The 26,449-nt window shown below is 41.4% G+C and carries 30 protein-coding genes, 1 pseudogene and 1 riboswitch; of the genes and pseudogenes, 2 read left to right on the top strand and 29 right to left on the bottom strand.

The window, feature by feature from the left end:
* Positions 1-121: 121 nt before the first annotated feature.
* From AC1TO8_RS07655 to AC1TO8_RS07515, 29 genes and pseudogenes are all read right to left on the bottom strand, one after another.
* On the bottom strand, positions 122-862 hold the full coding sequence (locus AC1TO8_RS07655) for a pseudouridine synthase (RefSeq protein ID WP_482054987.1): 741 nt from the start codon (positions 860-862) through the stop codon (positions 122-124).
* A gap of 440 nt (positions 863-1,302) precedes the next feature.
* On the bottom strand, positions 1,303-1,836 hold the full coding sequence (locus AC1TO8_RS07650; RefSeq protein WP_482054986.1) for a spore maturation protein: 534 nt from the start codon (positions 1,834-1,836) through the stop codon (positions 1,303-1,305).
* A 6-nt stretch (positions 1,837-1,842) separates the two neighbouring features.
* The gene (locus AC1TO8_RS07645) at positions 1,843-2,478 is read right to left on the bottom strand and encodes a nucleoside recognition domain-containing protein (RefSeq protein WP_482054985.1); all 636 of its coding nucleotides are present in this window, start codon (positions 2,476-2,478) and stop codon (positions 1,843-1,845) included.
* 67 nt (positions 2,479-2,545) lie between these two features.
* The gene (locus AC1TO8_RS07640; RefSeq protein ID WP_482055255.1) at positions 2,546-3,649 is read right to left on the bottom strand and encodes a D-alanyl-D-alanine carboxypeptidase family protein; all 1,104 of its coding nucleotides are present in this window, start codon (positions 3,647-3,649) and stop codon (positions 2,546-2,548) included.
* Between the two features lie 228 nt (positions 3,650-3,877).
* Positions 3,878-4,366 (bottom strand): GerW family sporulation protein, encoded by a 489-nt coding sequence (gene ytfJ / locus AC1TO8_RS07635; RefSeq protein WP_482054984.1) that lies wholly within the window; start codon positions 4,364-4,366, stop codon positions 3,878-3,880.
* Positions 4,339-5,019 (bottom strand): DUF2953 domain-containing protein, encoded by a 681-nt coding sequence (locus AC1TO8_RS07630; protein WP_482054983.1) that lies wholly within the window; start codon positions 5,017-5,019, stop codon positions 4,339-4,341. The genes ytfJ and AC1TO8_RS07630 overlap by 28 nt, the downstream gene beginning before the upstream one ends.
* A 260-nt stretch (positions 5,020-5,279) precedes the next feature.
* Positions 5,280-5,885 carry an SMC-Scp complex subunit ScpB gene (gene scpB / locus AC1TO8_RS07625; protein ID WP_482054982.1) on the bottom strand — a complete coding sequence of 202 codons (606 nt, stop codon included), beginning with the start codon at positions 5,883-5,885 and terminating at the stop codon, positions 5,280-5,282.
* A complete protein-coding gene (locus AC1TO8_RS07620; protein ID WP_482055254.1) occupies positions 5,854-6,648 on the bottom strand; it encodes a segregation and condensation protein A in 795 nt (264 codons plus the stop codon). Before AC1TO8_RS07620 ends, scpB begins: the two co-directional genes overlap by 32 nt.
* Positions 6,649-6,717: 69 nt before the next feature.
* A complete protein-coding gene (ribH, locus tag AC1TO8_RS07615) occupies positions 6,718-7,185 on the bottom strand; it encodes a 6,7-dimethyl-8-ribityllumazine synthase (RefSeq protein WP_482054981.1) in 468 nt (155 codons plus the stop codon).
* A 68-nt stretch (positions 7,186-7,253) separates the two neighbouring features.
* Positions 7,254-8,495 (bottom strand): bifunctional 3,4-dihydroxy-2-butanone-4-phosphate synthase/GTP cyclohydrolase II, encoded by a 1,242-nt coding sequence (locus AC1TO8_RS07610; protein ID WP_482054980.1) that lies wholly within the window; start codon positions 8,493-8,495, stop codon positions 7,254-7,256.
* Between the two features lie 18 nt (positions 8,496-8,513).
* The gene (locus AC1TO8_RS07605) at positions 8,514-9,179 is read right to left on the bottom strand and encodes a riboflavin synthase (RefSeq protein ID WP_482054979.1); all 666 of its coding nucleotides are present in this window, start codon (positions 9,177-9,179) and stop codon (positions 8,514-8,516) included.
* A 23-nt stretch (positions 9,180-9,202) separates the two neighbouring features.
* On the bottom strand, positions 9,203-10,303 hold the full coding sequence (ribD, locus tag AC1TO8_RS07600) for a bifunctional diaminohydroxyphosphoribosylaminopyrimidine deaminase/5-amino-6-(5-phosphoribosylamino)uracil reductase RibD (protein ID WP_482054978.1): 1,101 nt from the start codon (positions 10,301-10,303) through the stop codon (positions 9,203-9,205).
* A 281-nt stretch (positions 10,304-10,584) separates the two neighbouring features.
* A riboswitch (FMN riboswitch) is annotated at positions 10,585-10,758 on the bottom strand.
* Positions 10,759-10,979: 221 nt separating this feature from the next.
* Positions 10,980-11,417: a peptidylprolyl isomerase gene (locus AC1TO8_RS07595; protein ID WP_482054977.1), complete on the bottom strand. Its 438-nt coding sequence runs from the start codon at positions 11,415-11,417 to the stop codon at positions 10,980-10,982.
* Positions 11,418-11,614: 197 nt separating this feature from the next.
* Complete coding sequence (lysA, locus tag AC1TO8_RS07590) at positions 11,615-12,946, bottom strand: diaminopimelate decarboxylase (RefSeq protein ID WP_482054976.1); 1,332 nt, start codon at positions 12,944-12,946, stop codon at positions 11,615-11,617.
* Between the two features lie 132 nt (positions 12,947-13,078).
* A complete protein-coding gene (locus AC1TO8_RS07585; protein ID WP_482054975.1) occupies positions 13,079-14,665 on the bottom strand; it encodes a spore germination protein in 1,587 nt (528 codons plus the stop codon).
* A gap of 24 nt (positions 14,666-14,689) precedes the next feature.
* The gene (locus AC1TO8_RS07580; RefSeq protein WP_482054974.1) at positions 14,690-15,112 is read right to left on the bottom strand and encodes a stage V sporulation protein AB; all 423 of its coding nucleotides are present in this window, start codon (positions 15,110-15,112) and stop codon (positions 14,690-14,692) included.
* A complete protein-coding gene (locus tag AC1TO8_RS07575) occupies positions 15,109-15,756 on the bottom strand; it encodes a stage V sporulation protein AA (protein ID WP_482054973.1) in 648 nt (215 codons plus the stop codon). The genes AC1TO8_RS07580 and AC1TO8_RS07575 overlap by 4 nt, the downstream gene beginning before the upstream one ends.
* Before the next feature lie 129 nt (positions 15,757-15,885).
* Complete coding sequence (gene sigF, locus AC1TO8_RS07570) at positions 15,886-16,641, bottom strand: RNA polymerase sporulation sigma factor SigF (RefSeq protein WP_482054972.1); 756 nt, start codon at positions 16,639-16,641, stop codon at positions 15,886-15,888.
* 11 nt (positions 16,642-16,652) lie between these two features.
* Positions 16,653-17,114 (bottom strand): anti-sigma F factor, encoded by a 462-nt coding sequence (gene spoIIAB, locus AC1TO8_RS07565; protein WP_482054971.1) that lies wholly within the window; start codon positions 17,112-17,114, stop codon positions 16,653-16,655.
* Positions 17,111-17,464 (bottom strand): anti-sigma F factor antagonist, encoded by a 354-nt coding sequence (gene spoIIAA / locus AC1TO8_RS07560; RefSeq protein ID WP_482054970.1) that lies wholly within the window; start codon positions 17,462-17,464, stop codon positions 17,111-17,113. Before spoIIAA ends, spoIIAB begins: the two co-directional genes overlap by 4 nt.
* Positions 17,465-17,556: 92 nt before the next feature.
* Positions 17,557-18,738, bottom strand: a complete 1,182-nt coding sequence (locus tag AC1TO8_RS07555; RefSeq protein ID WP_482054969.1) for a D-alanyl-D-alanine carboxypeptidase family protein — start codon at positions 18,736-18,738, stop codon at positions 17,557-17,559.
* Between the two features lie 192 nt (positions 18,739-18,930).
* Positions 18,931-20,262 (bottom strand): pyrimidine-nucleoside phosphorylase, encoded by a 1,332-nt coding sequence (locus tag AC1TO8_RS07550; protein ID WP_482054968.1) that lies wholly within the window; start codon positions 20,260-20,262, stop codon positions 18,931-18,933.
* A gap of 101 nt (positions 20,263-20,363) precedes the next feature.
* A complete protein-coding gene (locus AC1TO8_RS07545; RefSeq protein ID WP_482055253.1) occupies positions 20,364-21,167 on the bottom strand; it encodes a purine-nucleoside phosphorylase in 804 nt (267 codons plus the stop codon).
* Between the two features lie 45 nt (positions 21,168-21,212).
* A pseudogene (deoB, locus tag AC1TO8_RS07540) lies at positions 21,213-22,397 on the bottom strand (phosphopentomutase); the annotation flags it as partial.
* A gap of 6 nt (positions 22,398-22,403) precedes the next feature.
* Entirely contained in the window at positions 22,404-23,306 is a 903-nt protein-coding gene (gene xerD / locus AC1TO8_RS07535; RefSeq protein ID WP_482054967.1) for a site-specific tyrosine recombinase XerD, read from the bottom strand.
* 88 nt (positions 23,307-23,394) lie between these two features.
* A complete protein-coding gene (locus AC1TO8_RS07530) occupies positions 23,395-23,631 on the bottom strand; it encodes a DUF4227 family protein (protein WP_482054966.1) in 237 nt (78 codons plus the stop codon).
* 160 nt (positions 23,632-23,791) lie between these two features.
* The gene (gene fur / locus AC1TO8_RS07525) at positions 23,792-24,256 is read right to left on the bottom strand and encodes a ferric iron uptake transcriptional regulator (protein ID WP_482054965.1); all 465 of its coding nucleotides are present in this window, start codon (positions 24,254-24,256) and stop codon (positions 23,792-23,794) included.
* Between the two features lie 362 nt (positions 24,257-24,618).
* Positions 24,619-24,891: a hypothetical protein gene (locus AC1TO8_RS07520; protein WP_482054964.1), complete on the bottom strand. Its 273-nt coding sequence runs from the start codon at positions 24,889-24,891 to the stop codon at positions 24,619-24,621.
* A gap of 10 nt (positions 24,892-24,901) precedes the next feature.
* On the bottom strand, positions 24,902-25,096 hold the full coding sequence (locus AC1TO8_RS07515; RefSeq protein ID WP_482054963.1) for a hypothetical protein: 195 nt from the start codon (positions 25,094-25,096) through the stop codon (positions 24,902-24,904).
* A gap of 189 nt (positions 25,097-25,285) precedes the next feature.
* Between AC1TO8_RS07515 and AC1TO8_RS07510 the strand changes: the two genes are divergently transcribed.
* Positions 25,286-26,041, top strand: a complete 756-nt coding sequence (locus AC1TO8_RS07510) for a stalk domain-containing protein (RefSeq protein ID WP_482054962.1) — start codon at positions 25,286-25,288, stop codon at positions 26,039-26,041.
* 21 nt (positions 26,042-26,062) lie between these two features.
* The gene (locus tag AC1TO8_RS07505; protein ID WP_482054961.1) at positions 26,063-26,266 is read left to right on the top strand and encodes a hypothetical protein; all 204 of its coding nucleotides are present in this window, start codon (positions 26,063-26,065) and stop codon (positions 26,264-26,266) included.
* Positions 26,267-26,449: the final 183 nt, after the last annotated feature.

Genomic DNA, 26,449 nt, shown 5'->3' with positions numbered 1-26,449 from the left:
AAAACCTCCTCTATGACATTAATCATAACTATTTCATTCCATGTGAACATCCTATGAATAATTATAACTAACTTTGTCATAAATGTGACAGTAGTTTTTGAAATTTATGTGACCTTTATCATTACTTTTTCGGTAATTTAGGGGATTTTGCCAATTTCATTAAATCTTCAATTTCCTTTTTCGTTAAATGGCGGAATAATCCCCGTTTCAGATTCTGTAGTAGCAGATCACCAAAGGCAATTCTCTTCAGCTTAATAACAGGATGCGATATCGCTTCAAACATTCTCCGAACTTGACGATTACGACCTTCATATATCGTAATGGAAATCGTTGATTCTTTCTTTGCAGTATCAATATCCTTGTATTCAACTTCTGCTGGAGCTGTCATTCCATCTTCAAGCATGATCCCTGCCTTTAGCTTGTCCAGATCTGATCCGTGTGGCACCCCTTTCACTGTCGCCATATAAGTTTTTGGCACATGGTGTTTGGGATGTGTAAGCAAATTAGCAAATTCTCCATCATTTGTTAGTATAATCAGACCTTCTGTGTCATAATCTAATCTGCCCACAGGATATACTCTTTCTTTAACATCTCTTAAATAATCCGAAACAATCTTTCGACCCTCAGGATCAGATGCACTAGTGATAACACCTTTCGGTTTGTTCATTACGATGTAGACCTTTTTCTCATTGTGAATAGGTTTTCCACTTACCGTAATGATATCTTGGGCGGGATCCGCCTTTGTTCCCAGTGTAGTTACGACCTCTCCGTTAACTTCCACTTTACCTGCCACGATTAAATCTTCACACTTACGTCTTGATGCGACCCCTGCTTGAGCTAATATTTTCTGTAATCTTTCCATTATCAATAATTCACCTCATGCTAATGATACATATCAGCAGGTAAAATCACAAGTTGATTCCATGGAAAATGTGAACCTGGGCAGACTTGGGAATGTGGTTGAAGATAAAAAGGGGAAATTTGATATAACCTGGAGAGCTCCGTAATGAGTTTACTAGCCGCAAAAAGTTGATGTTTCGCATTCGCCGACATCAACTCATAGCCCTGATTGAAGCGTCCTTCCAAGAAAATATGAATGTACTCTGAATCAGTAACCAAGGGGGTGACTATGACGGAGGCATCCTTTCTAATACAAAAGTCGTACCCGTTTCCTTTAATTGAGGAACATGATGAATCATGAATCATGAATCCTTCATATGACATTTACTCACCTCATTCTACTAGACAGCGCGGAATGCTATAGCGTATGAAGTGTGAGATAAATGGGATTGGACTATTTCACTATCCAAAAAAAACTAGGCACACCGCTATGGCAGCAATAAAGCCTACAGCATCTGAGAACAATCCAACTTTTAGTGCATAACGCCCATTACGAATACCAACGGCCCCCATATATACAGTCAGTACATATAATGTTGTATCTGTACTTCCTTGTATTGTTGAGGCCATTCGTCCAATCATAGAGTCAGGTCCATGAACTCGAATTAAATCCGTTGCGAATGCAAGAGAGCCTGTGCCTGTTAGTGGCCGAAGAATTCCTAATGGAATAATCTCACTCGGAACACCTAGAGCATGAAGGAACGAGCCCGTCCAACCCACAAAGAAGTCTAGTGCTCCCGATGCTCGGAATACGCTGATCGCTACCATCATTCCAACAAGATGCGGAATAATTTGAATAGCTGTCGTGAATCCATCTTTTGCTCCATCAATGAAAGATTCATAGACAGGTACCTTCCGTGTAAAAGCAAATAAAGGAATAAAGGCGATAATTAAGGGTATCGCCCACGAAGATATCAGATTAATAAATGAGAGCACTGACCATCATCCTTTCACGCCCGGCTTTGAATGAGTGCCTTTCAACGGGGGGGTACGATCTTTATGAAGATACCATCTTCTACACCATCTATCCGCCACAACTGCAGCTATTGTAGCAATAGCCGTCGCTACCAAGGTAGTTCCAACAATGTCCGTTGGACTCGCTGAATTATAATTCATTCGAATAGCGATAAGCGTAGTCGGTATGAGTGTAATACTTGCTGTATTTAAAGCTAGTAACGTACACATTGCAGGACTTGCTACATCTTTGTCGGGATTAAGCGATTGGAGCTCTTGCATTGCCTTAATTCCCATAGGTGTAGCCGCATTCCCAAGTCCAAGTAGATTAGCACTCATATTAGAAAGTATATAGCCCAGCGCCGGGTGATCACGTGGTACATCTGGAAACAAGAAACTCACGATGGGACTTAGTATCTTTGCAATTTTGTTCAGAAGCCCCGAGTCTTCAGCAATTCGCATCATACCCATCCAGAATACGAGAACACTTATTAATCCAAAACAGACACTCACGCCTGTCTTAGCCCCGTCAAAAGCCGCTGTTGTAACCACCTCAATATTGCCTGACACAGCCGCGAATCCAAATCCAATTAGAATAAGTGCAAGCCATATTGCATTGATCATCCCATATACCTCCCAGTTCATACCATCTCTAATAGAAGTTGTTTAAAAATCAGCTTTGGATCACATATTAGTAAACAAACAATAACTCCCTAAACACCTTCTCCAAGGAATACAACCAAGTATTTGAATGTCTGCGATTCTCAACATTTTGTAGCATGACATCCTTTGTCGCTTCAACCTTTTCCGGAAGTTGACTTCCCGAAGAATACACGGGTACTTTTCCTACAATCGCATTATCTTTTACGATCTCAATCCTACCTCGTAGTCCAAAAGAAAGATCCACACCTGAATCTCTTTGCTCTGTTAAGACGAGTCGATTGGTTATTGAGCTTTGCTCTCCTTCTGCAGTTGGATATGAGAACGATTGACTAACGACAAGTTCGTGCCCGTCAACTTTCTGCCCACGTTTAAGCATCTCCACAAGCGGATAGTTTGTAAATCCATAATCAAGCATCTTCCGATGGTCGTTCCAGTCATCACCATCATTTATAGTTACTGTAACCAATTGTTGTCCATTTCTCGTAGCAGAACTAACAAGACAGCGAAGTGCCTTTTTGGTATAGCCCGTTTTTACACCATCCGCACCCTCGTAGAAGCGAAGCATCTTATTTTTGTTATCCCACTTATAGTCCCAGGATTCGGTTGGATTTGGAGCTTTTTTTACGGGAGTCTTGACAATTTCCTTGAAAATTGGATTATGCATTGCATACACGGTTAATTTCGCTAAATCATTGGCAGAAGAATAATGCCCCTCAGCATCCAAACCATGAGGATTCATGAAATGAGTATGCTTCAGTTCTAATTCAATCGCTTTTGCGTTCATCAAATATACAAACCCTTCTTCTGACCCACCAACATGTTCTGCAATCGCTGTTGCTGCATCATTACCTGAACGGAGCATCAGTCCATAAAGCATATTCTCAAGCGTCATTTGCTCTCCAAGCTTCAAATATATGGATGATCCTTCTTTACCGTAGGCATTCTTACTAACCTGAACCGGCTTGTTAAACTGCCCCTGTTCAATAGCCACAATAGCTGTCATGATCTTGGTTAAGCTAGCAATTCGAAGCTCATCATCGCCCTGTTTAGAATAGAGTATCCGCCCAGAAGTGACATCGATTAACGCTGCTGCCTGCGCATGAGTTGATAATGCAGGGATCTCCTTCTGCATTGGAGAAGCATTCACATTGTTAAAACCAATTAATGCTACAAATAGGATCGTCCATACTGCTACCATATATTTCAGTTTTTCGTTCATGTTTTACATTCCTCCGACCTAGTTCTAGGGAATCTTGTACAAGTATATGCTTTTCAGTAAATAGGTATGTCCCTGTTTACTTATTTAGAGGCAAACAAATAACCCCCTTCCGTTAAGATCTGGAAGAGGGTCGAAGGATAGTTAAAGAACAGTGTGATCTGATGCGTCCCGAACAGGTACTGTCGTTGTAGATGAACCTACATTGTTGTTATTCTTCGTATCCTTCTTCTGGCATATGGATTGGATCTTCTCCATCACATATGGAATCATGTCGATCACTTTCTCTTGGATATGGGTTTGAGTATCAAGTGGTAAAATATACACACCATCTTTACCTACAACTAGAAATGCGATCGGACGAATGGATACTCCTCCACCCGTACCTCCACCAAAGGGTAGTTTTTTTGATTCTTGATGATCGTTAGCCGAAGTTCCTGAACTTTTCGTACTACCCTCCACATGAAAATCACTACCCCCAGCCGCAAAACCAAACCCAACTCTACTTATAGGCAGAATCACACTACCATCTGGGGTTTGTACTGGGTCCCCAACAATGGTATTTACATCCACCATACTTTTAAGATTTTCCATTGCCGTTTGCATTAATCCTTTGATAGGATGGTCCTCCATTTTTTAACTCCTCCTTTCACCTTCAGCACGCGTAAGATAAGTACCAAGCCTGCATATATAGCGTATCCGCAAGAGATTTGGACTATGCAAGACACCTCACTGGTAAAATGCGGATGATCATCATATGTAGGTACAACAAATAATCGCGGAGATTTCTTCAGTTGCACATGATGTGACAACCACCCCACAATGAATGTCTTAGCACTCCATACCATGCCCGATGCGATTGCAGTATATGCAGCATCTCCGGCACAAAAATGCGTTGACCATTCAAACTTAGAAATAGACAATCGAGACAATGTCACTTCCAACCACACTTTTAGTGACTCCGTCGCCTCTAGAATTTGATGAGAGACGTTCAACCAATGATCTACTTTTCGTTTATCAATTTGGCTATCATTATGCGCCTCTTTTTCTTGACCAATATTCTTGCTCTTATCAACTTCTATCTCAATACCCTTTTCCAAGTTCTCAATCTTTAACATAGGCAATTCATAATGAAGTCGGATTAATCCATATAGCATCTTAATTTTGAATACTACTTCATCATCTTTCCCTGTCTTCCTCACCCATACATCTGCTTTAATCTTGGAGACAAGAATAACTGCGATGAGTAGTAAGATTACAATGACAATTATCGTAACAATCCACACGTATTAACCCCCATGTATCTGCGAAATTGATCTTTGTTCTTAGTATGGCAATTATTCATGGGAATCATTCCGGGAAAGTGAATGCGAAATAGCAGGTCAAGGTTAAACACCTCGACCTGCTATTTCAAGAAAAAAACCGATCGGCGTCCTTCGTTAAGGAATTTATGTAGTAGATCACCTACACGCCAGCCAACTTCCAGTAGTAGTCATCAAGGTTAGTTGCAAATTTGCCCTCTAAATCCACCACTATTCATCTTATTCTATGAATCTTTAACATCATCCAATGTCAATTGACGCCCATCTAGTCGATCAAAGAGCATTTGCGTCTCTTCTTCAAGATTGTCCTTATTCTCAAAAAGAGAGGGTTCTGGCAAGTCCTGTAAGTGCGCCAATCCAAAGTAATCCAGAAATGAGTTCGTTGTACCATATAGGATAGGTCGTCCAACAGCCTCCGCTCGCCCTTTCTCTTCAATCAAATCCTTATTGACGAGTGTATGAATAGCACGTTCAGACTTGACTCCACGAATTTCCTCGATCTCCACACGTGTAATCGGTTGGCGATATGCCACAATCGAGAGCGTCTCAAGCGCAGCTTGTGAAAGTGACACACGAGCAGGAGAATAAGCTAATTTCTCAAAATATTCTGCATGCTCTTGGTGCGTTGCCAGCTGATAGTTACCAGCAATCTGGATCAATTGTAATCCGCGCTGTTGTCGTATGAAATCATCCTTCATTTCTTCCAATGCATCTTTTACTAACTCATTACGTTGCTCAACAATTTCAGCAATTTGCTTTACACTAAGGCCTTCGTCTCCTGCTAGAAAAAGAAGCCCCTCAATAATCGATTTCAATTTCGGGTATTCCATGTAGTTCTTCTTCCCCTCTCCATTCCATGACAATGTCATCGAATAGTCTCTCCTGATAACACAATATTTGCTTCATCTTCATTAATTCTAGAATAGCTAGGAACGTCACCACAATTTCATGACGCACCATATCCTCATGCAGTAGTTTGGAGAATAGTAGTTTACTACCTTTACCCCCATGTTGTAGAGCTTCGACAACATCGCGAATGCGGCCCTTGACCGTAATCTCATCTCTGTGGATTCGAGAATAAGAGTTACGTTTAACTACCTTACGTAAGGCCTTCTGAAAAGCCGCGACTAAATCTGAAGTATGTAATCCCAGAACAGGATTCACAGATACGGTGGGCATCCATGTCGCTAAATCCTCTGGTTCTTTTGAAAACATTAGACTTCTGTCCCACTCACGTTCATGAAGATGCTCGGCAATCCCTTTGTATTTACGATACTCTATAAGCTTCTGTATCAATTCCACCCTCGGATCATAATCATCCTCCTCATAGAAATCGAAATCATCAAATTCTATGATGGGTGGTTTAGGAAGCAACAATTTACTCTTAATTGATAATAACGTTGCTGCCATCACGAGAAACTCGCTCGTAACTTCCAGTTCAAGTTCCTGCATATTCATCAAATAACTCATATACTGCTCTGTAATCTCCGTCACGGGGATATCCTGGATGTCGATTTCCGCTTTATCAATCAAATGTAGAAGTAAATCCAGCGGGCCTTCAAATGTTTCCAGCTTATATAATACAGACACGATATGTTCCTCCAACCAACCATAATCAAAAATATAGTACCCTTAATTTAAGGGTACTATATTAAATAAGCACTATTTAAACAGTTTCGTCAAGTTTGCCATTTCAATAGCCGAGATCGCTGAGTCATATCCTTTGTTACCTACTTTTGTTCCCGCACGTTCGATGGCCTGTTCGATATTCTCAGTAGTTACGACTCCGAATATCGTTGGAATACCACTCTTCAAGTTAATAGCGGCTACCCCTTTTGCTACTTCATTACATACGATGTCATAATGAGATGTTGATCCCCGAATCACAGTACCTAATGTAATAACAGCATCGTATTTCCCACTATCCGCCATTTTTTGAGCAATAAGTGGAATCTCGAATACACCTGGTACCCATGCAACATCAATCTCATTATCTTGTACACCATGTCTCTTCAATGCATCAAGCGCTCCATTAAGTAGCTTACTTGTAATAAATTCATTGAAACGACCTACAACTATACCATATTTCAATCCCTCGGATACTAAATTACCTTCAAAATAATGTGCCATAATAACTCATCTTCCCCTCAATTTATATTATATAGGTTGTTCGAACAGCTGACTTTATGAACTCGAACTTATCGTTTTAAATCTTCATCTTGCTCAATATCATCAAATTTCATTAGATGACCTAGTTTTGCCTGCTTCGTATGCAAATAACGTGTGTTATCCTTATTCTCTTCCATTTGAATAGGAACCCGTTCAACAACTTCGAGTCCGTACCCTTCTAATCCTTTTATTTTACGAGGATTATTGGTAAGCAGTTTAATCTGACGTACACCCAGATCCTTCAGAATCTGTGCTCCAATGCCGTAATCTCGTAGATCAGCTGGGAAACCTAACTTCAGGTTAGCATCGACTGTGTCAAAACCTTCCTCTTGCAATTTATAAGCTTTCAATTTGTTAAGCAGACCAATGCCTCGACCTTCCTGACGCATGTAGAGTAGAACACCACTACCTTCAGCTTCTATTTGGCGAAGCGCTGCCGCAAACTGAGGTCCACAATCGCAACGATGAGAGTGAAATACATCCCCCGTCAAACATTCGGAATGCACACGCACAAGTACGGGCTTACTCGGGTCAATCTCTCCCTTAACCAATGCAAGATGCTCTTTGTCATCCACTTCGTTGGTATATGCAATCGCCTGGAATTCACCGAAATCGGTTGGCATACGTACCGAAACTTCACGATTAACTAATCTTTCCTTATCATTACGATAATGAATCAATTCCTTAATATTAATAAGCTTCAAATCCTGTTCGCGAGCGATCGTAACCAGATCTGGTAATCGAGCCATCGTACCGTCTTCCTTGATAATCTCACAGATGACAGCTGCTGGATATGATCCACACATACGAGCCAAATCTACTGCTGCCTCCGTATGGCCTGAACGACGAAGAACGCCACCCTTTTTAGCAATTAATGGGAACATATGCCCCGGTCTACGGAAGTCTTCTCTAGTTGCATTTGGGTCCATAATAGCCTTCACGGTTAATGAACGCTCATTAGCAGATATTCCCGTTGTAGTATCTTTATGGTCAATAGATACTGTAAAAGCAGTTCCATGATTATCCGTATTGTGTTCAACCATCGGTCTCAAATCTAATTCATCAGCGCGTTCTTGGGTGATCGGCAAGCATACCAATCCACGGCCTTGACTAATCATGAAATTGATTACTTCTGGGGTTGCCTTTTCAGCAAGGGCAATGAAATCCCCTTCGTTCTCTCGGTCTTCATCATCTACGACGATAATGACCTTTCCACGCATCAGATCATAGATGGCTTCTTCAATTGGATCAAAAATAATGTCTTTCTCCATATTCATTTCCTCCTAAAATTACACAAATCCATTTCGAGCTAAGGATTCCATGTTTATTCCTGAGTGTTTACCCTCATCTTGCTTTCCTGAAGATTTATAATGAAGCAAATGATCTACATATTTACCGAGCACATCACATTCAATATTCACCGTATCTCCAGCCCGCTTATAATGTAGAACGGTCTGAGCCAACGTATGCGGAATAATCGATACTTGAAATGTATTTCCACTCGTATGGATAACAGTGAGACTGATGCCATCAAGCGTTATAGAACCCTTTGGAATAATAAATTTGAGAATATTCGAACTTGCTGGTGTAATCTCATATACAACGGCATTCTGATTCTTAGTCACATGATGGATTGTCCCGATGCCATCAACATGCCCCTGAACGATATGCCCGCCAAAGCGTCCATTAGCAATCATCGCACGCTCTAAATTTACCTTACTTCCCATCTGGAGATCTTTCAGGTTGCTATTACGATATGTTTCAGGCATAACGTCAACGGAAAATGATTGACTATCGATTGAGGTTGCTGTAAGACATACCCCATTCACAGACACACTATCTCCAATCTTTAGATCATCCATAATGATGGATGCCGTAAGCTGTAGCACCATTGCTTCTCCACTTCGTGTAATTCCTCGAAGTGTACCTATCTCTTCAACTAACCCTGTAAACATTGTATAACCTCCCTTCCAGCCGATTAGGACCACACAGGTATGCCACTAATACGAAGATTATCTCCCAATTGCTCTACTTCCATAGATTCTAATCTAACAGCATCCTTCATCCATTCGCTTCCCTCAAAAGAAAAACTACTAGGGGAGTTCAAGCCACCTACAATTTTAGGAGCAAAATAAAGTATAATTCGATCAACTAATTTAGCCGCAAGCATGGCACCATTCAAGGTTCCTCCTCCTTCGAGAAGAATTGAGCCTATCTTCATTGCACCAAGCTCTACCATCGCTATGGATAGATCTACTCGAGGACCTTCACCACAAACAAGTACAATGACACCCGCTTGCTTAAGCTGTTCTGCCTTCGCAACATCCATCTGCCCAGTAGTTAATATGATACTTTGCGCTAACCCATCATTCACAATATTAGATTCTAATGGCGTGCGTAACTGTGAATCCACAATAATTCGTATCGGGTTCAACCCTCCCGTTGCTAGGCGTGTTGTCAAATGGGGATTATCCATTATAACTGTCTCCACCCCAACCATAATGCCTTGATGACGATGACGGAGTGTATGTACCTGTTCACGCGCAACTTCGTTGGAAATCCATTTACTATCTCCTGTTTTGGAAGCAATCTTGCCATCTAATGTGCTGGCAGTCTTTAATGTAATGAATGGAATCCCTGTTGTAATATATTTAATGAATTTCTCATTTAGTTTCAGTGCACGATCTTGAAGTAATCCAACTTCAACCTCAATCCCATGATCACGTAGCATAGCGATCCCTTTGCCTGCTACCTGGGCATTAGGGTCTTGAGATGCGATAACGACCCGATGGACACCATCTCGTATCAAACGTTCACTACAAGGCGGTGTTGCTCCATAATGGCTACATGGTTCCAAGGTCACATAGACGGTACTCCCTAATGCCTTCTCGCCAGCCATATTCAATGCATGGACCTCTGCATGTGGGGTTCCAAGCTCTAAATGCGTCCCTATACCTACCATGACCCCGTCCTTTACGACAACGCAACCCACGACTGGATTTATATGAGTCTGTCCTTGAGCTCGTTCTGCCATATCCAGTGCGAGTGTCATGTAAAACTCATCATTCATAATTTCCAATGGTTACTTCACCTCATCCTTCTATACACCATACTCACATCAATACACTGCAAAAAAAATCAAAAATACCCCGCAACAGATGAAATGCATTCATCCGATACAGGGGTTAGTTGTGAGAATTATAAGAGTACACAAAAATAAAGCTATGAAATCAGTCAACAAATATTCCACAGATAACAAAGAAAAACATCATTGTGTATATATTGTGAAATCAGTCACGTACATCGGTGCCTTATTTATTATGTTACGATACGCGATCACTGAAGTGAATTGCGTAAGTTGCTCTCCTTCTCCCATCCAGACTATACTGTCGGTCCTAGATTCTCACTAGGTCAACCATATGCCAACTTCATCAGCATATGGGTCACGGACTAAGCCATATTATATTCATTAGTATGATCTATAAATACGGCAACACCGCCGGTAGGGAATTTCACCCAACCCCGAAGGATAAATCAATATGAAATTATACTTATGTTCGAATTTTACCATCAACAAAATAAAAATACAAGAGTATAACTATATTTAATATAGCAAGTTACAAATCCGCCGGAAAGCGAAGCGTTATCCCAAATTTCGATTGCCCTAGTAAGTACGTGCTTTCGCATAATTCAAAAAAAAAGGCTAATCCCCTAAGAGACTAGCCTTTTTATTTGAATTTAGAAAGTTTAAACTTTTACGCTTCGTCCCAAACTTTTACTTCCTTCATTTTGTCATTAGCTTTGATGTTATCTACATGTTCCATACCACTTGTTACTGTACCAAATACAGTATGAACGCCATCCAAATGCGGTTGTGGTGCGTAAACGATAAAGAATTGGCTACCGCCTGTATCTTTACCCGCGTGTGCCATGGATAATACGCCTTTAGCATGCTTAGTTGTGTTGTTAACAGCTTCACATTTGATTGTATATCCTGGGCCACCAGTACCAGTACCTGTTGGGCATCCACCTTGAGCTACAAAATTAGCAATTACACGGTGAAAAGTTAATCCGTTATAATAACCGCTATTAGCCAACTTTTCAAAGTTAGCTACTGTTCCTGGTGCTTCTTCTGGCAAAAAGTCAATTTCAACCACTCCGCCGTTTTCTAATTCAATTGTTCCTTTTTTCATTATAATTCCAACCCCTTAACATATTGTGTGGATCTTCATAAAATAATTATAGACACCCTATAGTTTACTATGAATGGATACCTGAAAGCAAAGAAACATGGAAAAGAAAACAATGAAATCATTCCTACGTAAATACGTATGGATTGATCCTTCGTCTGAAGCTATTCACCACAGTGCTAGCAAGCTAACCTAACGGGTTATTTCAACACCGCTTGCTTACGAATTCTCTCCGGAACAAGGTCATTCCCTATAATATCTTGGAAGCTTTCACGTTTCACTACAAGATCGCTCTGTCCACCTTTTACAAACACTACGCTAGGTCGACGAATACGATTATAATTGCTCGCCATAGAATAGTTATACGCACCCGTACAAGATACAGCTAACAGATCTCCACTTTGTACTTCAGGAAGCTTCACATCCCAGATTAACATGTCACCACTTTCGCAACATTTTCCAGCAATAGAGACCACTTCCGTCTCTTCATCATTCGCACGATTAGCAAGGAGCGCCTCATATTCAGATTGGTATAGTGCAGGACGCGGGTTGTCCGTCATTCCACCATCAACAGCAACATACTTACGCACACCCGGAATGTCCTTTTGTGTTCCTACAGTATACAGCGTCGTCCCTGCATCTCCCACAATGCTCCGTCCCGGCTCTACCCAAATCTCAGGAAGTTCACCTGAAAGATCCGCGAAATGCTCCTTAACCGCATCCGTAATCGCTTTAACATATTGGACAACTTGTAACGGTGTATCTCCCTCAACATAACGGATTCCAAATCCGCCACCAAGATTTACAACTTTAAAACGTACTCCAAGTTGCTGCTGAACCTCTTTCGCGAAATCAGCTACTTTTTGAACAGCCATCTGGAACCCTTCGACCTCGAAGATTTGCGATCCAATATGCGAATGCACACCAAGTAGCTCTATGTTAGATAAATCCGAAGCGACCTTGACACCTTCGTGAGCAGAACCATTTCCGATATCGAATCCGAATTTGGAATCTGTTTGTCCAGTCGAAATATATTCATGCGTATGTGCTTCAACCCCCGGGGTAACTCGTAAAAGAACATGAACTTGCTTGCCCTTCTCAGTCGCAATAGCCTGCAGCAAATGTAATTCAACCAAATTATCTACTACAAAACATCCAATTCCCGCTTCGATCGCCATGTCAATCTCATCCGGTGTTTTGTTATTACCATGAAAATGAATGCGTTCCGCCGGGAAGCCCGCTTGTAGGGCTGTATATAATTCGCCCTCAGATACGACATCCAAAGACATGCCTTCTTGTTCCACGACCGTGCACATTGCCATTACACAGAATGCCTTACTAGCATAAGCCACTTGAAAATTGAGCCCTGACGACTTAAATGCTTCAACATATTCTTTACAACGTTCACGGATCAATTGTTCATCCATGATATAGAGTGGTGTGCCGAATTGTGCTTTAAGATCAACAACATCGCAACCACCGATTTCTAAGTGTCCACTTGTATTTATTGTACTTGTACCATGTAAAAACATCTCTACAGTCCTCCACTTTTGATGGAATTGATATTCCACTTCTATTTACCTTAGTATATCAGAATCCTAAAATAAGAGTAAATGGATTTATGTGCAGAACATTTGTGTTATTCGACGCAATCGCTTCTCAAACTACTTTAGTGGCATTCGTGTATTATCTCGTGGTTTATTGAAAGAAGGCCGTTTCTTATTCGACAACACCGGCATACGGAACAGTATCTCAGCCATCGCCTTTGCATTAAAGGGGATAAATGGCCATAGATATGAAGAGTTATACGATCTATGGAGCGTCAACAAGAGAACAAGCAGTGTCGTGCCGATCACAAATCCCGGGACGTGAAAGATGGATACAGCTATAAGTAACACTAAGCGTACAATCCGATTAGCCAGACCCAATTCATAACTTGGTGTAGCGAACATCCCGATCGCAGCAATCGCCATATAAAGCACGACTTCATTGATAAACAGACCTGTCTTGACAGCAACATCCCCTACAAGAATAGCTGCAATTAAGCCCATGGCTGATGCGATTGAAGTTGGCGTATGAACAGCAGCAAGACGAAGTAAATCCACACCCAATTCCACCATAATAAACTGAGCTATGAGGGGGATCTTTCCCGTCTCCTGTGGGCCAATAAATTCCAAAGCAGCCGGCTTCAATTCTGGATTCAGAACAAGTAGCATCCAGAGCGGAAGTATAAACATCGAGAACAATATTCCCAGAAATCTAACCCAACGCAAATATGTGCCAATAAAAGGCGTCTGACGATTCTCTTCTGCATGCTGACACAAATCAAAGAACGTTGTAGGCATAATCATAACGCTTGGCGAGGTGTCTACGAACACAACAACTCTACCTTCAAGTAAATGTGACGCTACCACATCAGGCCGCTCTGAGTACCTTACTAACGGATATGGATGCCAACCCTTATTGATGATAGCTTCCTCAAGCTGTTTATCACCAAGGGGTATGCCATCTATCTTGACTGCTTTGATCTTCTCTCGAATGCTATCAATTTGTACCTTATCCACAATATCATCTATATAAGCAATACATACATCCGTCCTTGTCCGCCGACCAACCTGAACGACTTCATACATCAATCCAGGGTCTCTGATTCTACGTCGAACCAATGACACGTTCGTGAGCAATGTCTCTGTGAATCCATCTCTTGAACCCCTAACCACCCGTTCTATGGATGATTCATCTGGGTTACGAGAGGGATAAGTACGCGTATCTACCAAGAGCACCGTACTGTCACCTTCCATGAAGAATGCACTCATACCCGTAAGTACCTTGTTAATAACCTGACTTAATAAGTCCACTTTCTCCACTTGAATATGAGGTATGTATTTATCAAAGAAAGACTTCATAGCGTCTGAGCAAACTTCTCCTTGCCCAATATAGGTCAATCTTGTGAGGATCTCCGTCATATTATCGCTGTCTGTAAATCCACTTATAAATAATATTCCTGTTTCAATTCCACCAAAGTTCATTTTACGAAAATCAACATCAAATGAAGATTCGAGCCCCATTACCTCATTCAACACCTTTTCAACTTGATTCAGATCCCCAGAGAACTCATCACGCTCCTGCCAATAAATAATGGATTCCTCAATGGTATCTGACATTTCTTCGTCTCGCTTATCCTGACGTTTCTGTTTGCTTGAATCGCTCTTCTTTTCATTCTCGCTATGGTTTAATTCTTCATCTGACATGCTGTCTCACTCCCTTGATGTTAGCTAATTTCGATATACAAACCAATCAAACAGCGAACCCAACACCTTGCCAGCAACCATAGCCATCAACAAACCCACCAAGTAACTTTTCATATGAAGGCGTTTCGCTAGAATGGGAAGTACATTCAATACTTCTGTAAGTGCTGCTGCTAATAGTCCAACAAATATTCCAAAGAATGCTCCTATAATTAACGCAACTACGGGATTAAATGCTCCTTTCCACTGCCAAAAGTCACTTATTGTTCCAACGAGAGATCCTGTAATCAAGGCTCCTTCATACCAGTGGACTTTATGATAAGTGAAAGTTAATTGCGCAAGTCTTGGAACGATATCTAGAACTAGAATAAAGGCAATTACTCCGCTACCAACAGCGATTCCTCCCGCAATCCCTAATAATATTTCCACAACACCTATCATCATACTCATAATGAGCTCTCATCCTGCTTCCGTTGATTAGCCCCTTCTTTCTTATATTCTTCAGCCACTACGAATTGATCGATATTCTCTTGATAAAGATACATTTCAACTTCAAGCGGTGTCGGCTCCTCGTTCCACTTCTTCTTAAAGAGATGATTAAAGAACACAACCATTCCGAAGCCAATTCCTAAGGAGTACGCACTCTGAAAAAGATAAGGATGCTCATTCCGTTTTCCAGTGACCATCTCTACAACCCTAATGTGTACCTCCATCATATTGACGTCTGCATGAAAATTCATAATCGTTAGTGCTGACCCAAAGAACAACAATAACCACACAAGTACGAACAAGGATTTAGATGGCTTCTTTGGTTTTTGAACAATTTCAATGATGACTTGCTGCATCCCAATGGATTCGATATATACATTCGGTATGACAGTCTTAATTCGCGAGATAATCTTCATTAGATCCATCACAAGTAAGTTTCCATCTACCTGTTGCGGGAAAGATAATTCAAGGTTGTACAACTTCTGTTCCCATTCCGGTTCACTCAGAATTTGAGCGACTTCACCAAGAGTCACTATCTTCCCTCGAGGGATTAGAACACGTTTCTTAAGTTGGAGATACACCGTCGGAGTGGAGGTATATTCCATAACAGATCACTCCTTTACTGTTAAATTATCGTTAGTATGTGATTGAATAGTGTTTTTTAGTCAAAAGAAAAGAACCTGAGCACTTATGTCTCAGGTTCTCTCCATTCATATTCACCTATGCTGATCATTCTATTGCGCAATCTGCTCACGAATAAGCTGAAGAATCTTTTTCTCTAAACGAGATACCTGCACTTGAGAAATTCCAAGTCTACTTGCGACTTCGGATTGGGTCTGATCCCGATAATATCGGAGATAGACGATAAGCCGTTCGCGTTCGGATAACCCCTCTATTGCTTCATTCAGAGCTAGTTTCTCAAACCATTTATCTTGAGACTCATCTGCAATCTGATCCATTAGCGTAATAGGATCCCCATCATTCTCATAAACTGTCTCATGTATAGATGTTGGCGGCTTGTTGGCCTCCTGCGCGAACACTACTTCTTCCGGGGTGACTCCAAGATCCTCTGCCACTTCCTTAATTGTCGGCAGACGATTCAACACCTTCGAGAGTTCATCCTTCTTCTTCCGAACCTTATTGGCCATTTCTTTCAATGAGCGGCTAACTTTGAGTGTACCGTCATCTCGTAAGAAACGCTGGATTTCCCCTATGATCATAGGAACCGCATAGGTCGAAAATTTGACATCATAACTTAGATCAAATTTATCAACGGATTTCAACAGTCCAATGCAACCAATTTGAAACAAGTCCTCTGGATCATACCCTCTGTTCATAAACCTTTGAACAACGGACCAGACAAGACGAATGTTACAGTTAACTAGTGTATCTCGGGCAACGGTATCCCCCGTTTGACTAAGTGCAATAAGACGTTTGACTTCTGAATCTTCCAAGTAGGTTTGCGAGACTTTCTTCACTTCAGCATCCATTACTCCAACCCCTAATTATATAAAGCTTTCTTGGATTCAATCCTCTTCTTCATCCTAATCGACGTACCCGATCCCAATTCGCTAGACACTTCAAATTCATCCATGAAATTTTCCATAATGGTAAATCCCATGCCCGATCTTTCTAATTCTGGCTTAGAAGTATATAAAGGTTGCTTCGCAAGATCCAGATCTTCTATCCCATGTCCACGATCTTCCACGGTCATCGTGACCGTATCTCCCTTGATCTCAGCCGTAATGGTGACCATTCCAGTGGAATCAGAATTATACCCATGAATAATGCTATTGGTTACCGCTTCAGATATGACGGTCTTTAGGTCACTTAACTCATTCATCGTCGGATCCAGTTGCGAGACAAAAGCAGCAACTGTGAATCGAGCAAATGATTCATTCACTGATTTCGCGGCAAACTGTAACGTCATGAAATTATGTGATTGGGCTTGTTCTTCACTCATGACACGACCTCCAACCCCGAAAGCGCATCGCTCTCGTTTTCATAGATATTCATTATCTTGAACATACCTGACATCTCCAGCAGACGAAAAACTGGTGCATTCACATCACACACTGCCATTTTTCCACCTTTGCTCTTGATTAGCTTGTACCTTCCAAGAATAACACCTATTCCTGAGCTATCCATGAACTGTAAATCCTTCAGACTTAGAACAATATGTTCAGTCTGCCTAGTATGAATTGCTTCATCCAGCTTCATCCGAACATGATCTGCCGTATGATGATCAAGCTCTCCAGAGAAGCGGACGACAAGTACTTGACGGTGATGTTCCATTTCCATTTGAAGATTCATATTCTATTCACTCTCCTCCCTATCATGAACAAAGAGTTCTAGAAATGAAATTCAAATTCCTGCATCCCGACAAAACTAGAAGAAAACTGCTATCAATCTACAAAAAACAACTTAGCTGTTGTACGTTTGAACATCGTCCACCAGCCCGCCTTGTCAATCGTAGCAGGTGACTTTAATTCGAATTTCTTGATCACCTGGTTTCCTTGATACACCACCAGATTGCCTAGCACCTGACCCTCTTCAATCGGAGCTTTTAAATTGGGTTCTATTTGCATTTCATGTCTTATGTCTTTCTCTTTACCCACTTTTTTCATCAGAACACTGTAGGGTTGTCCCGCGATTAGCTGGAGTTCCTTGCTCTTCCCCTTATTAATCTCAACAGTACCCATCACATCTCCCTCTTTATATAGGGAATGGTTCGTATATTGCGAGAACATATAATCGAACATCGAAGACACTTCGCTATTACGAGTCTTTGTATTCGGTTCCCCCATGACGACAGATATAGCCCTTAATCCATCCCGAACGGCCGTAGCAGATAAGCAAAATTTCGCCTCTGACGTATACCCGGTCTTCAGACCATCTGCTCCAGTGTAGAATCTCACTAATTTATTCGTATTAACTAGCCAAAATGGTTTATCCGAATCTTTACGTAAATGATCCTGGTACACTCCTGTATATTTTGTAATCTCCGGATACTTTAGCAACTCACGACTGATGACCGCAATATCATGGGATGATGAATAGTGGTTCTGTGCCGGAAGTCCATTGCAATTGACGAAATGGGTATCCTTTAGTCCAAGTTCTGCGACCCGTGCATTCATCATTTCTACAAAAGCTTGTTCTGTTCCAGCAATTTTCTCAGCCATAGCTACGGAAGCATCATTACCAGATGCCATGGCTATCCCTTTCAGCATCTCATCCACAGTCATCTCCTCTCCCGGCTCAAGAAATATTTGTGAACCACCCATCGAAGCAGCATATTCACTCGTTCTCACTTTATCCGTAAGCTTAAGCGTTCCTTCATCAATCGCTTCCATGATTAACAACAGCGTCATAACCTTGGTTATACTCGCCGGTGGAAGTTTAGCATGACTGTTCTTTTCATAAATGATCGTACCGGTATCCGCATCCATCAATACTGCTGACAACGCATTTGGCGCTAGGTCTTGAGTGGCTGGTTTCTTCTCCTCAGCGGCGTATCCCGTTACTGGACTACTTAGAGCAATGAGGCATAACAACGTTACAATAATTCGTAGCATCTTTTTCAACATTAGTCCCCTCCTTACATGTAATTGGCGAATGGTTATTAAGATAAACGGGTCATTGTGAAAATGTACCTTTCTTTCAGTGTCGTCAGGTTGGATGAAATATATTCCATCCAATCTATATTTCGATATAAGTTATTTTCTGCAAACAAAAAAAGACGCCTTTCGGCGTCCTTGGTGAAAAAGTTCATATTGGAATCAAAAACGCTGTACACCATCACGAGTAACAATGGCATAGATTAGGGGAGGGACTGAAACTTTTGTCTCCGAAATTCGGTAAGATTCCAACACTTTATTCTCTATTTCCTGTAATTTAGTAGAATCATCCATATTGACATGGAGTACAGCTAGCGTCTCCCCAAGTTGTACAGCATCACCAATTTTCTTGGATAATCGGATCCCTACTGCTAAATCAATGACGGAATCTTTTGTCTCACGACCCGCTCCAAGTAGCATGGCCGCAATGCCGATCGACTCTGCCTGAATAGCCGAGACGTACCCAGCTTGTACTGCTTTCACTTTAATGAGTCGTTTGGCCGTTGGAAGCTTCTCTGGATGAACAATCTGATCAACATCACCATTCTGTGCATGGACAAGCTCTTTCAGCTTCTCAAGCGCAGAACCATCTTCTAGATGACCCTTAAGAATAGCACGCGCTTCCACTTCATCTTGCGCTTTACCACCAAGCACTAACATATGGGAGCCAAGAATAAGACAGACCTCATGAAGATCCTTCGGACCATGCCCATTCAATATTTCAATAGCTTCCTTAACCTCCAGTGCATTTCCTATGCCGAATCCAAGCGGCTGATCCATATCACTAATAACTGCAACCGTCTGCCGACCGACATGGCTGCCGATATCGACCATAGCCTGCGCAAGTTTAATAGAGTCATCCAGTGTCTTCATAAACGCTCCGCTACCTGTTTTCACATCCAGTACGATAGCATCCGCTCCTGCAGCAATTTTCTTACTCATAACAGAACTTGCAATGAGTGGAATGGAATCCACAGTTGCAGTAACGTCACGAAGAGCATATAACTTTTTATCCGCAGGAGTAATGTTGCCACTCTGACCGATCACAGCGGCACCCACTTCATTCACTTGTCTGAAAAATTGCTCACGATCTAGTTCTACAGAAAAGCCTGTAATCGACTCAAGCTTATCTATCGTTCCACCAGTATGACCTAGACCACGTCCTGACATTTTGGCAACAGGTACGCCTGCAGCAGCTACCAAGGGAGCGAGCACTATCGTCGTCTTGTCACCTACACCCCCTGTAGAATGCTTATCAACCTTGATTCCGAGAATAGGACTTAGATCCATTTGGTCACCCGATCGAGCCATTTCTAACGTTAAATCGCCCGTCTCACCAGCGGTCATTCCTTTTAAAAAAACAGTCATTGCCCATGCAGACATCTGATAATCCGGAATCTCTCCACTCACATAACCTCTCACCAGAAATGCTATTTCTTCACTGCTTAGTTCATGACCATCTCTTTTTCTCTGAATAATATCGACTGCTCTCATCGTATTGCCCCTCCCATACGCAATTCTACCTTAAGCCTTCATAGAGAAAGTCCAAAAAATCACCTGCTGAAAACCTGACTTTTTGAACTCTCATTCATACTCTACATTTGCGGAATAAGATCTACTACCAATCCTAAGAACTTCTCACGAACACGTTGCGCTGTCTCCATCACTTCATCATGGGATAAAGGTTGATCTAGAATACCTGACGCCATATTAGTAATGCATGTTATTCCCAGAACTTCTATTCCTGCATGCCGAGCAACAATGACTTCAGATACCGTAGACATGCCCACCGCATCAGCTCCCAGTGTACGCAACATCACTATTTCAGCTGGAGTCTCATAGGAAGGACCTAGAAGTCCGGCATAAACGCCTTTCTTCAATTTGAATCCTCTTGATTTCGCTGTATTCTTTGCAATTTTACGCAGACGTTGACTATAAGCTTCAGACATATCAGGGAAACGCACACCCAGTGCCTCATTATTGCGTCCAATTAGCGGATTAGTACCTGTCAAATTTAAATGATCGGTGATGAGCATAAGATCTCCTGGTTGAAATTCTTTGTTCACTCCCCCTGCCGCATTCGTTACAAGTAGGCTCTTCACACCCAACTCTTTCATCACGCGTACAGGAAAAGCAGTGACCTCTGGTCCATACCCTTCATACATATGAAATCGTCCCTTCATCATCACAACCGGACGTCCCTTAATCAATCCCAACAACAGTTCTCCCTCATGTCCCTCTACAGTGGATACAGGAAAGTGGGGAATGTCCTCATAAGGAATAGATATACCTTCTTCTATCAATTCTGCTAATACACCAAGCCCTGAGCCAAGAATAAGTCCTACCTCAGGAAGAATACTACTCTTGCTAGAAATGTATGCCGCCGCTTCTTGAATCATTTGGTCATTTAATTGTTCCATCGTCTTTGTCTCCTTAGGGCATAATAACTCTTGTAAAAAGCTTGTACCATACTTAGGTGCTTGTGCCCCGAAATTATCAGCAATCGTTGCCGCTACGTCCGAGAACGTTCCGCGAATTCCTAAGCTCGATGTTCCTTTTAATGAGGGACTATACACTAATAAAGGTACATATTCCCGCGTATGATCTGTTCCACCATGAGTCGGATCATTTCCATGATCTGCAGATATAATGAATAGATCATCATCATTTAACTTTGAGATAAGTTCAGGAAGTGACTGATCGAATACCTCGAGTGCTCTTCCGTATCCTTCTGGATCGCGACGATGACCATATAATGAATCGAAATCAACAAGGTTAACAAACAGAAAGCCATTGAAATCTTTAGATAACTGTTCCATCGTCACTTGAATTCCATGTTCATTGCTCTTCGTTGGATAGGATTCCGTTATCCCTTCTCCTGTGAAAATATCATGAATCTTCCCTACCGAAATGACATCCTTGCCCATCGCTTGCACCGCATCCAACACAGTCGGCTCTGGAGGCTTCACTGCATAGTCATGACGATTAGATGTACGTGTAAAGCTCCCAGGCTCACCTACATAAGGACGAGCGATAACCCTGCCTACAGAGAACTCAGGTGCCATAGTCAACCTACGGGCAACTTCGCAGCCTTTATAAAGCTCTTCCAGAGGTATAACCTCTTCATGTGCTGCAATCTGAAATACACTATCCGCAGATGTATAGACAATCCAAGCACCTGTCTTCATCTGTTCTTCACCATACTCCACTAGGATATCCGTACCTGAGGCTGGCTTATTCCCTATCACCTTACGTCCTGTTTCTTCCTCGAATTGCTTAATCAATTCTTCAGGGAATCCTTCTGGATAAGTATTGAATGGGGTCTGAATCTTAAGACCCATGAGCTCCCAATGACCTGTCATCGTATCCTTTCCGTTAGATACTTCTTGCATCTTTCCATAAAATGCTGTCGGCTTCTCTACGGGACTCAGGGGTGGAATCGGTGTAATATTGCCAAGTCCCATCTGTTGTAGATTAGGAAGCTTTAGATCCTTTACTCGCTCCAAAATATGTCCAAGCGTATGGGATCCTTCATCTCCAAATTTAGCAGCATCTGGTGCTTCACCAATACCCACACTATCCAATACGATGAAGCAAATTCTTTTGAAACCTTGATTAGAAGTAGCCATTGTATTTCACTCCCTCATAGACGACCGCGGATGGTGATCATCATATTGTTCTTTCATATTTTTCTTGAGCATTGAACTATACATTTGCGTTGTAGAAAGGTCAGCATGTCCTAGCATTTCCTGAACTGATCTTATATCTGCACCATTATCTAATAAATGCGTAGCAAAAGAATGGCGCAATGTATGTGGAGTAATATCCATCTGTATCCCTGTTTCATTAGCATATTTCTTAAGTATTTTCCAGAATCCTTGCCGCGTTAACCGACTTCCCAAAGTATTAAGAAATAGGGCCTCTTCTTCCTTATTACCTTTCAGAAGGTTGTCTCGGCATTCCTTTATATAGTTGTCCAAATAATGAGCAGACACACTATTCATGGGTAGAATTCTTTCTTTACCAGATGTACCAATACAATGTAAGTATCGAAGATCCGTGTGTACGTTCTGTATGTCCAGTGAGACAATTTCAGAAACCTTCATTCCAGTCGCATACAAAAGCTCAAGCATTGCCTTGTCCCTAATCCCTTGTAATCCAGAAGTTGCTGGCGCTGATAACAATAGATCTATCTCTTCAACGGTAAGTACATGAGGCGCTTTCTTCACAAGCTTGGGTGTTTCCATTTGTAGAGAAGGGTCTTGATCCACTATAGATTCTCTCAGTAAATATTGAAAAAAGGAACGAATTGAAACCGTCTTACGTGTCACAGTAGCTGCGGCACGACCTTTTTGTTTCAGATCCCTTAAATATAAAAGGATATGACTTCTATTAATTTGTTTGAGAGAACTAATCTCTCTAGCATCTACAAACTCTAGAAACTGAGTCAAATCTTGCTCATAGCTTTCCAATGTATTCCGACTAAGCCCCTTCTCTTCATCCATGAATCGAATAAAGGGTGCCATATGCTGTTTCATGGGCCATTGCGCTCCTTTGTCAATGCGTTATAGAGGTTGTTCAAAAAAACTATTCGACAACGTTCTTTATTTTCCTGCACCATTCCAATTATTCACCATACCAATAAAAAATGCGGAGACGCTCACTCATACTCATATCTACATTAGTTCCTCCACTTTCTAACTGGAATGCTTTAACAGCATAGCCTTGAGGAGTTCTATAAGGATCTACTGGACTTATCAGTTCCGAAAGCGCACTTAACATCCGGAATAGCAAGTAAGTCAACGCTAAGAAGATAATAGCAAATCGAATAAAAGCAAAGCATTTCCGCAATGAAATAACCATAGGAATCCCCCCATCATTTCTATGAACATATGATACGATATCCAACAATATGATGGGTGGATAGAGAATTAAGTATACAGCAAAAAGCCCCCCAAACAAACTTATGTTGGCGAGAGCTCGATCTAACATCTAACTATTCATATAGTTACAATTACGTAAATTATTTATCGTTGTTATGATTATTATTCTTCTCGTTGCAACGATGACAAATACCATGGAAATCCAGTCGATGATCAGACACCGTGAAGTTATATTCCTGTTCCAAACGCTCTTCCAAAGGACCAAGCCAGTCTTCACGAATCTCATCCATACGTCCACATTGGACACATATAAGATGATGATGATGATGCTTCGCAGTATCTGTACGTAAGTCGTACCGAGCTACTCCGTCACCAAAGTTAATCTTCTCAACGACATGTAATTCACTCAGAAGTTCAAGAGTACGATACACAGTCGCCAGGCCAATCTCAGGTGCTATTTCCTTCACTAACATAAAAACATCTTCCGCACTAAGGTGGTCTTCTTCATTCTCTAGCAATATTCTGACGGTGGCTTCCCGCTGGGGTGTCAGCTTATAGCCCTGGGATTGTAATTGTTGTTTGATTTTATCGATACGAGCTTGCATACTCTCCCCCCTAGGAAATACTGCCTAATTTAATCACTTCCTTCATTATAGGGGGAGATTATAAATAAAGTCAAACGCATTTCTAATATACAAAAGAGAGATTTGCAGGATCAATCAGCATTGGTGTTACCCATTTCATCATTCGTCACCATTCAGCTCTATTCACCTGCATTCATTACCCTAGGGATGATATTGTATTATGGAATATCTCCAATTATAAGTATCGTGCATATTCAGGATTGAACGCAGAGAATGTGATTTTTCAGTGATCTTTTTCAGATTGGATCGCGCCAATATAATCTATAGAGCTTCTGATCTTCTACACCATCATTATATACTTACTTCTATTATACGCTGTCATTTTAATAACTACTCCAGTATTCCGCACCCCGTGAAGGCGTTGCATGATGACTACTCTCTTGTTCCCAGGCTTTCAAAGCTACAATGCTATCTAATGTACTCTTATCTTCCCAACTAATGTACTCTTTCTTCTCTAACTCTGTAAGGACGTATTTAATGCGTCCTTCTTTTTTTCCTGTTTTTATTTGTAGCTCTTTAATGGTAGGAAATATTTTATGCATCGAATAATAGTTATAAAGTATCCTCAATATCTTACGTTCTAGATCCTCAAGCATTCCCTCACCTCTAAGCTGTTTTATTAGTAGGCTGCCATGCCAGCACGTTGTCCAGGCTAAATGTCCGTGGTGATCCAGTCTTAAGACAGGTCGCTTTAATCAAGCCATTGCGGATAGCGTTGACCTGGATCCTACGCTGTGTGACTTTTCCCTTTTGATCCACATAGATAATCTCAACAATCTTCCCGATGTACTTAGCTGGCACAGCACTCACTCCATTCAGAACGTTTGTTCTTATTATATGCGAACATTCGTTCTTTATTCAAGTGAAATGTTTTTCCAAAGCAAGAAGAATATGATCATGGAATGCCTCATTACTCATTGCCGAAACTTGCAACATATTGTACTATAGTGTTGCGAAGATACATATTATGCCATTGGAGGGAAAATGAACTTGAAAATCAAAATGAAGAAGACGGCACTTATTGGATCGGCACTTGTTTTGTTATTAACATTTTCAGCAGGAGCATCAGCAGCATCGACACTCGAGCGTATCCAGGCAAACTTGAACAACGGAATATCTTTCTTGTTAGATGGTGAGGCTTGGACTCCAAAGGATCCAGAAGGAAATAAGCTAACTCCTATCAGTTACCAAGGCACTACATACGTACCCCTTAAATCCGTAGCTGAAGCTGCAGGAGTCGATGTTGGTTGGGATGCTGCAAAACAACAGATTTCATTAACTACTAAATCCTCTAACGTTACAAACACAGGGGTACGAGAACCTTTCAACGTAGATAATATATCTCACTTTCAATCGAAGTATGGTAACAGTGGTATAACTCGAAATAAGGCAGAACTATTATTTGGCGAAACTCAGTACGAGGCAGCATTTACAGTAAGTAAAGTAAATGTGTCTAGTAAGGAATTTGGATTCAAAGTAAAAAAAGGAACAAAGCGAATAGGGGTTTTAATAGGATATAAGGCAAACGAAGATGACCTGGATTTTAAAAGAACGGCAACATACACTATTGTCGATTCGAAAGGGCAGTCATTAGCATCAGGAAAAGTAACAGATGGCACAGTAGTATCAAACGAAATTGTGATCCCAGGTGATGAAACGGAGTTTGTTGTGAATTTTGAATCTGGTAGCACAATCTCTACTGGTATGGGGTACTTAGTATGGGATGAAAGCTGGTTAGAAAATTAACTAAAGCATCTGGAGGTATGTATGAATATTAGAAGGGAACTAGAAAAGGCTATAGCTAACAAAGAATCTGTTGCTATCAGGACAGGTAAGCACGAGGTTATAACAGGAGTCGCGGAAGTATCTACGGATCCTGAACGTGTAAAGGTACGCACTGCAGATGGTCCTGTCTGGGTTCCATACACTGAAGTTGAACATGTTTCGAGGGTTATGAATATGTTTCATTAAATTAATGGCCACATGGGTGTTCGAAGCTCTGTGGTCATTACTTTTCTCGCTCTAATCATTAAGTTACTAATTACCGCCTGATGAGTCTACAGGAATAGACGAAACCTACCGGACATCCCGGGATGGTCGCGGAAGTCCGCCCCACGGTCGCAGTGCACGGTGCCCGTATTACATAGATATTTG

Source organism: Paenibacillus sp. Y859, assembly GCF_056786405.1.
Note: the sequence above shows the minus strand (reverse complement) of the source record. Positions and strands in the feature narration are given on the sequence as shown.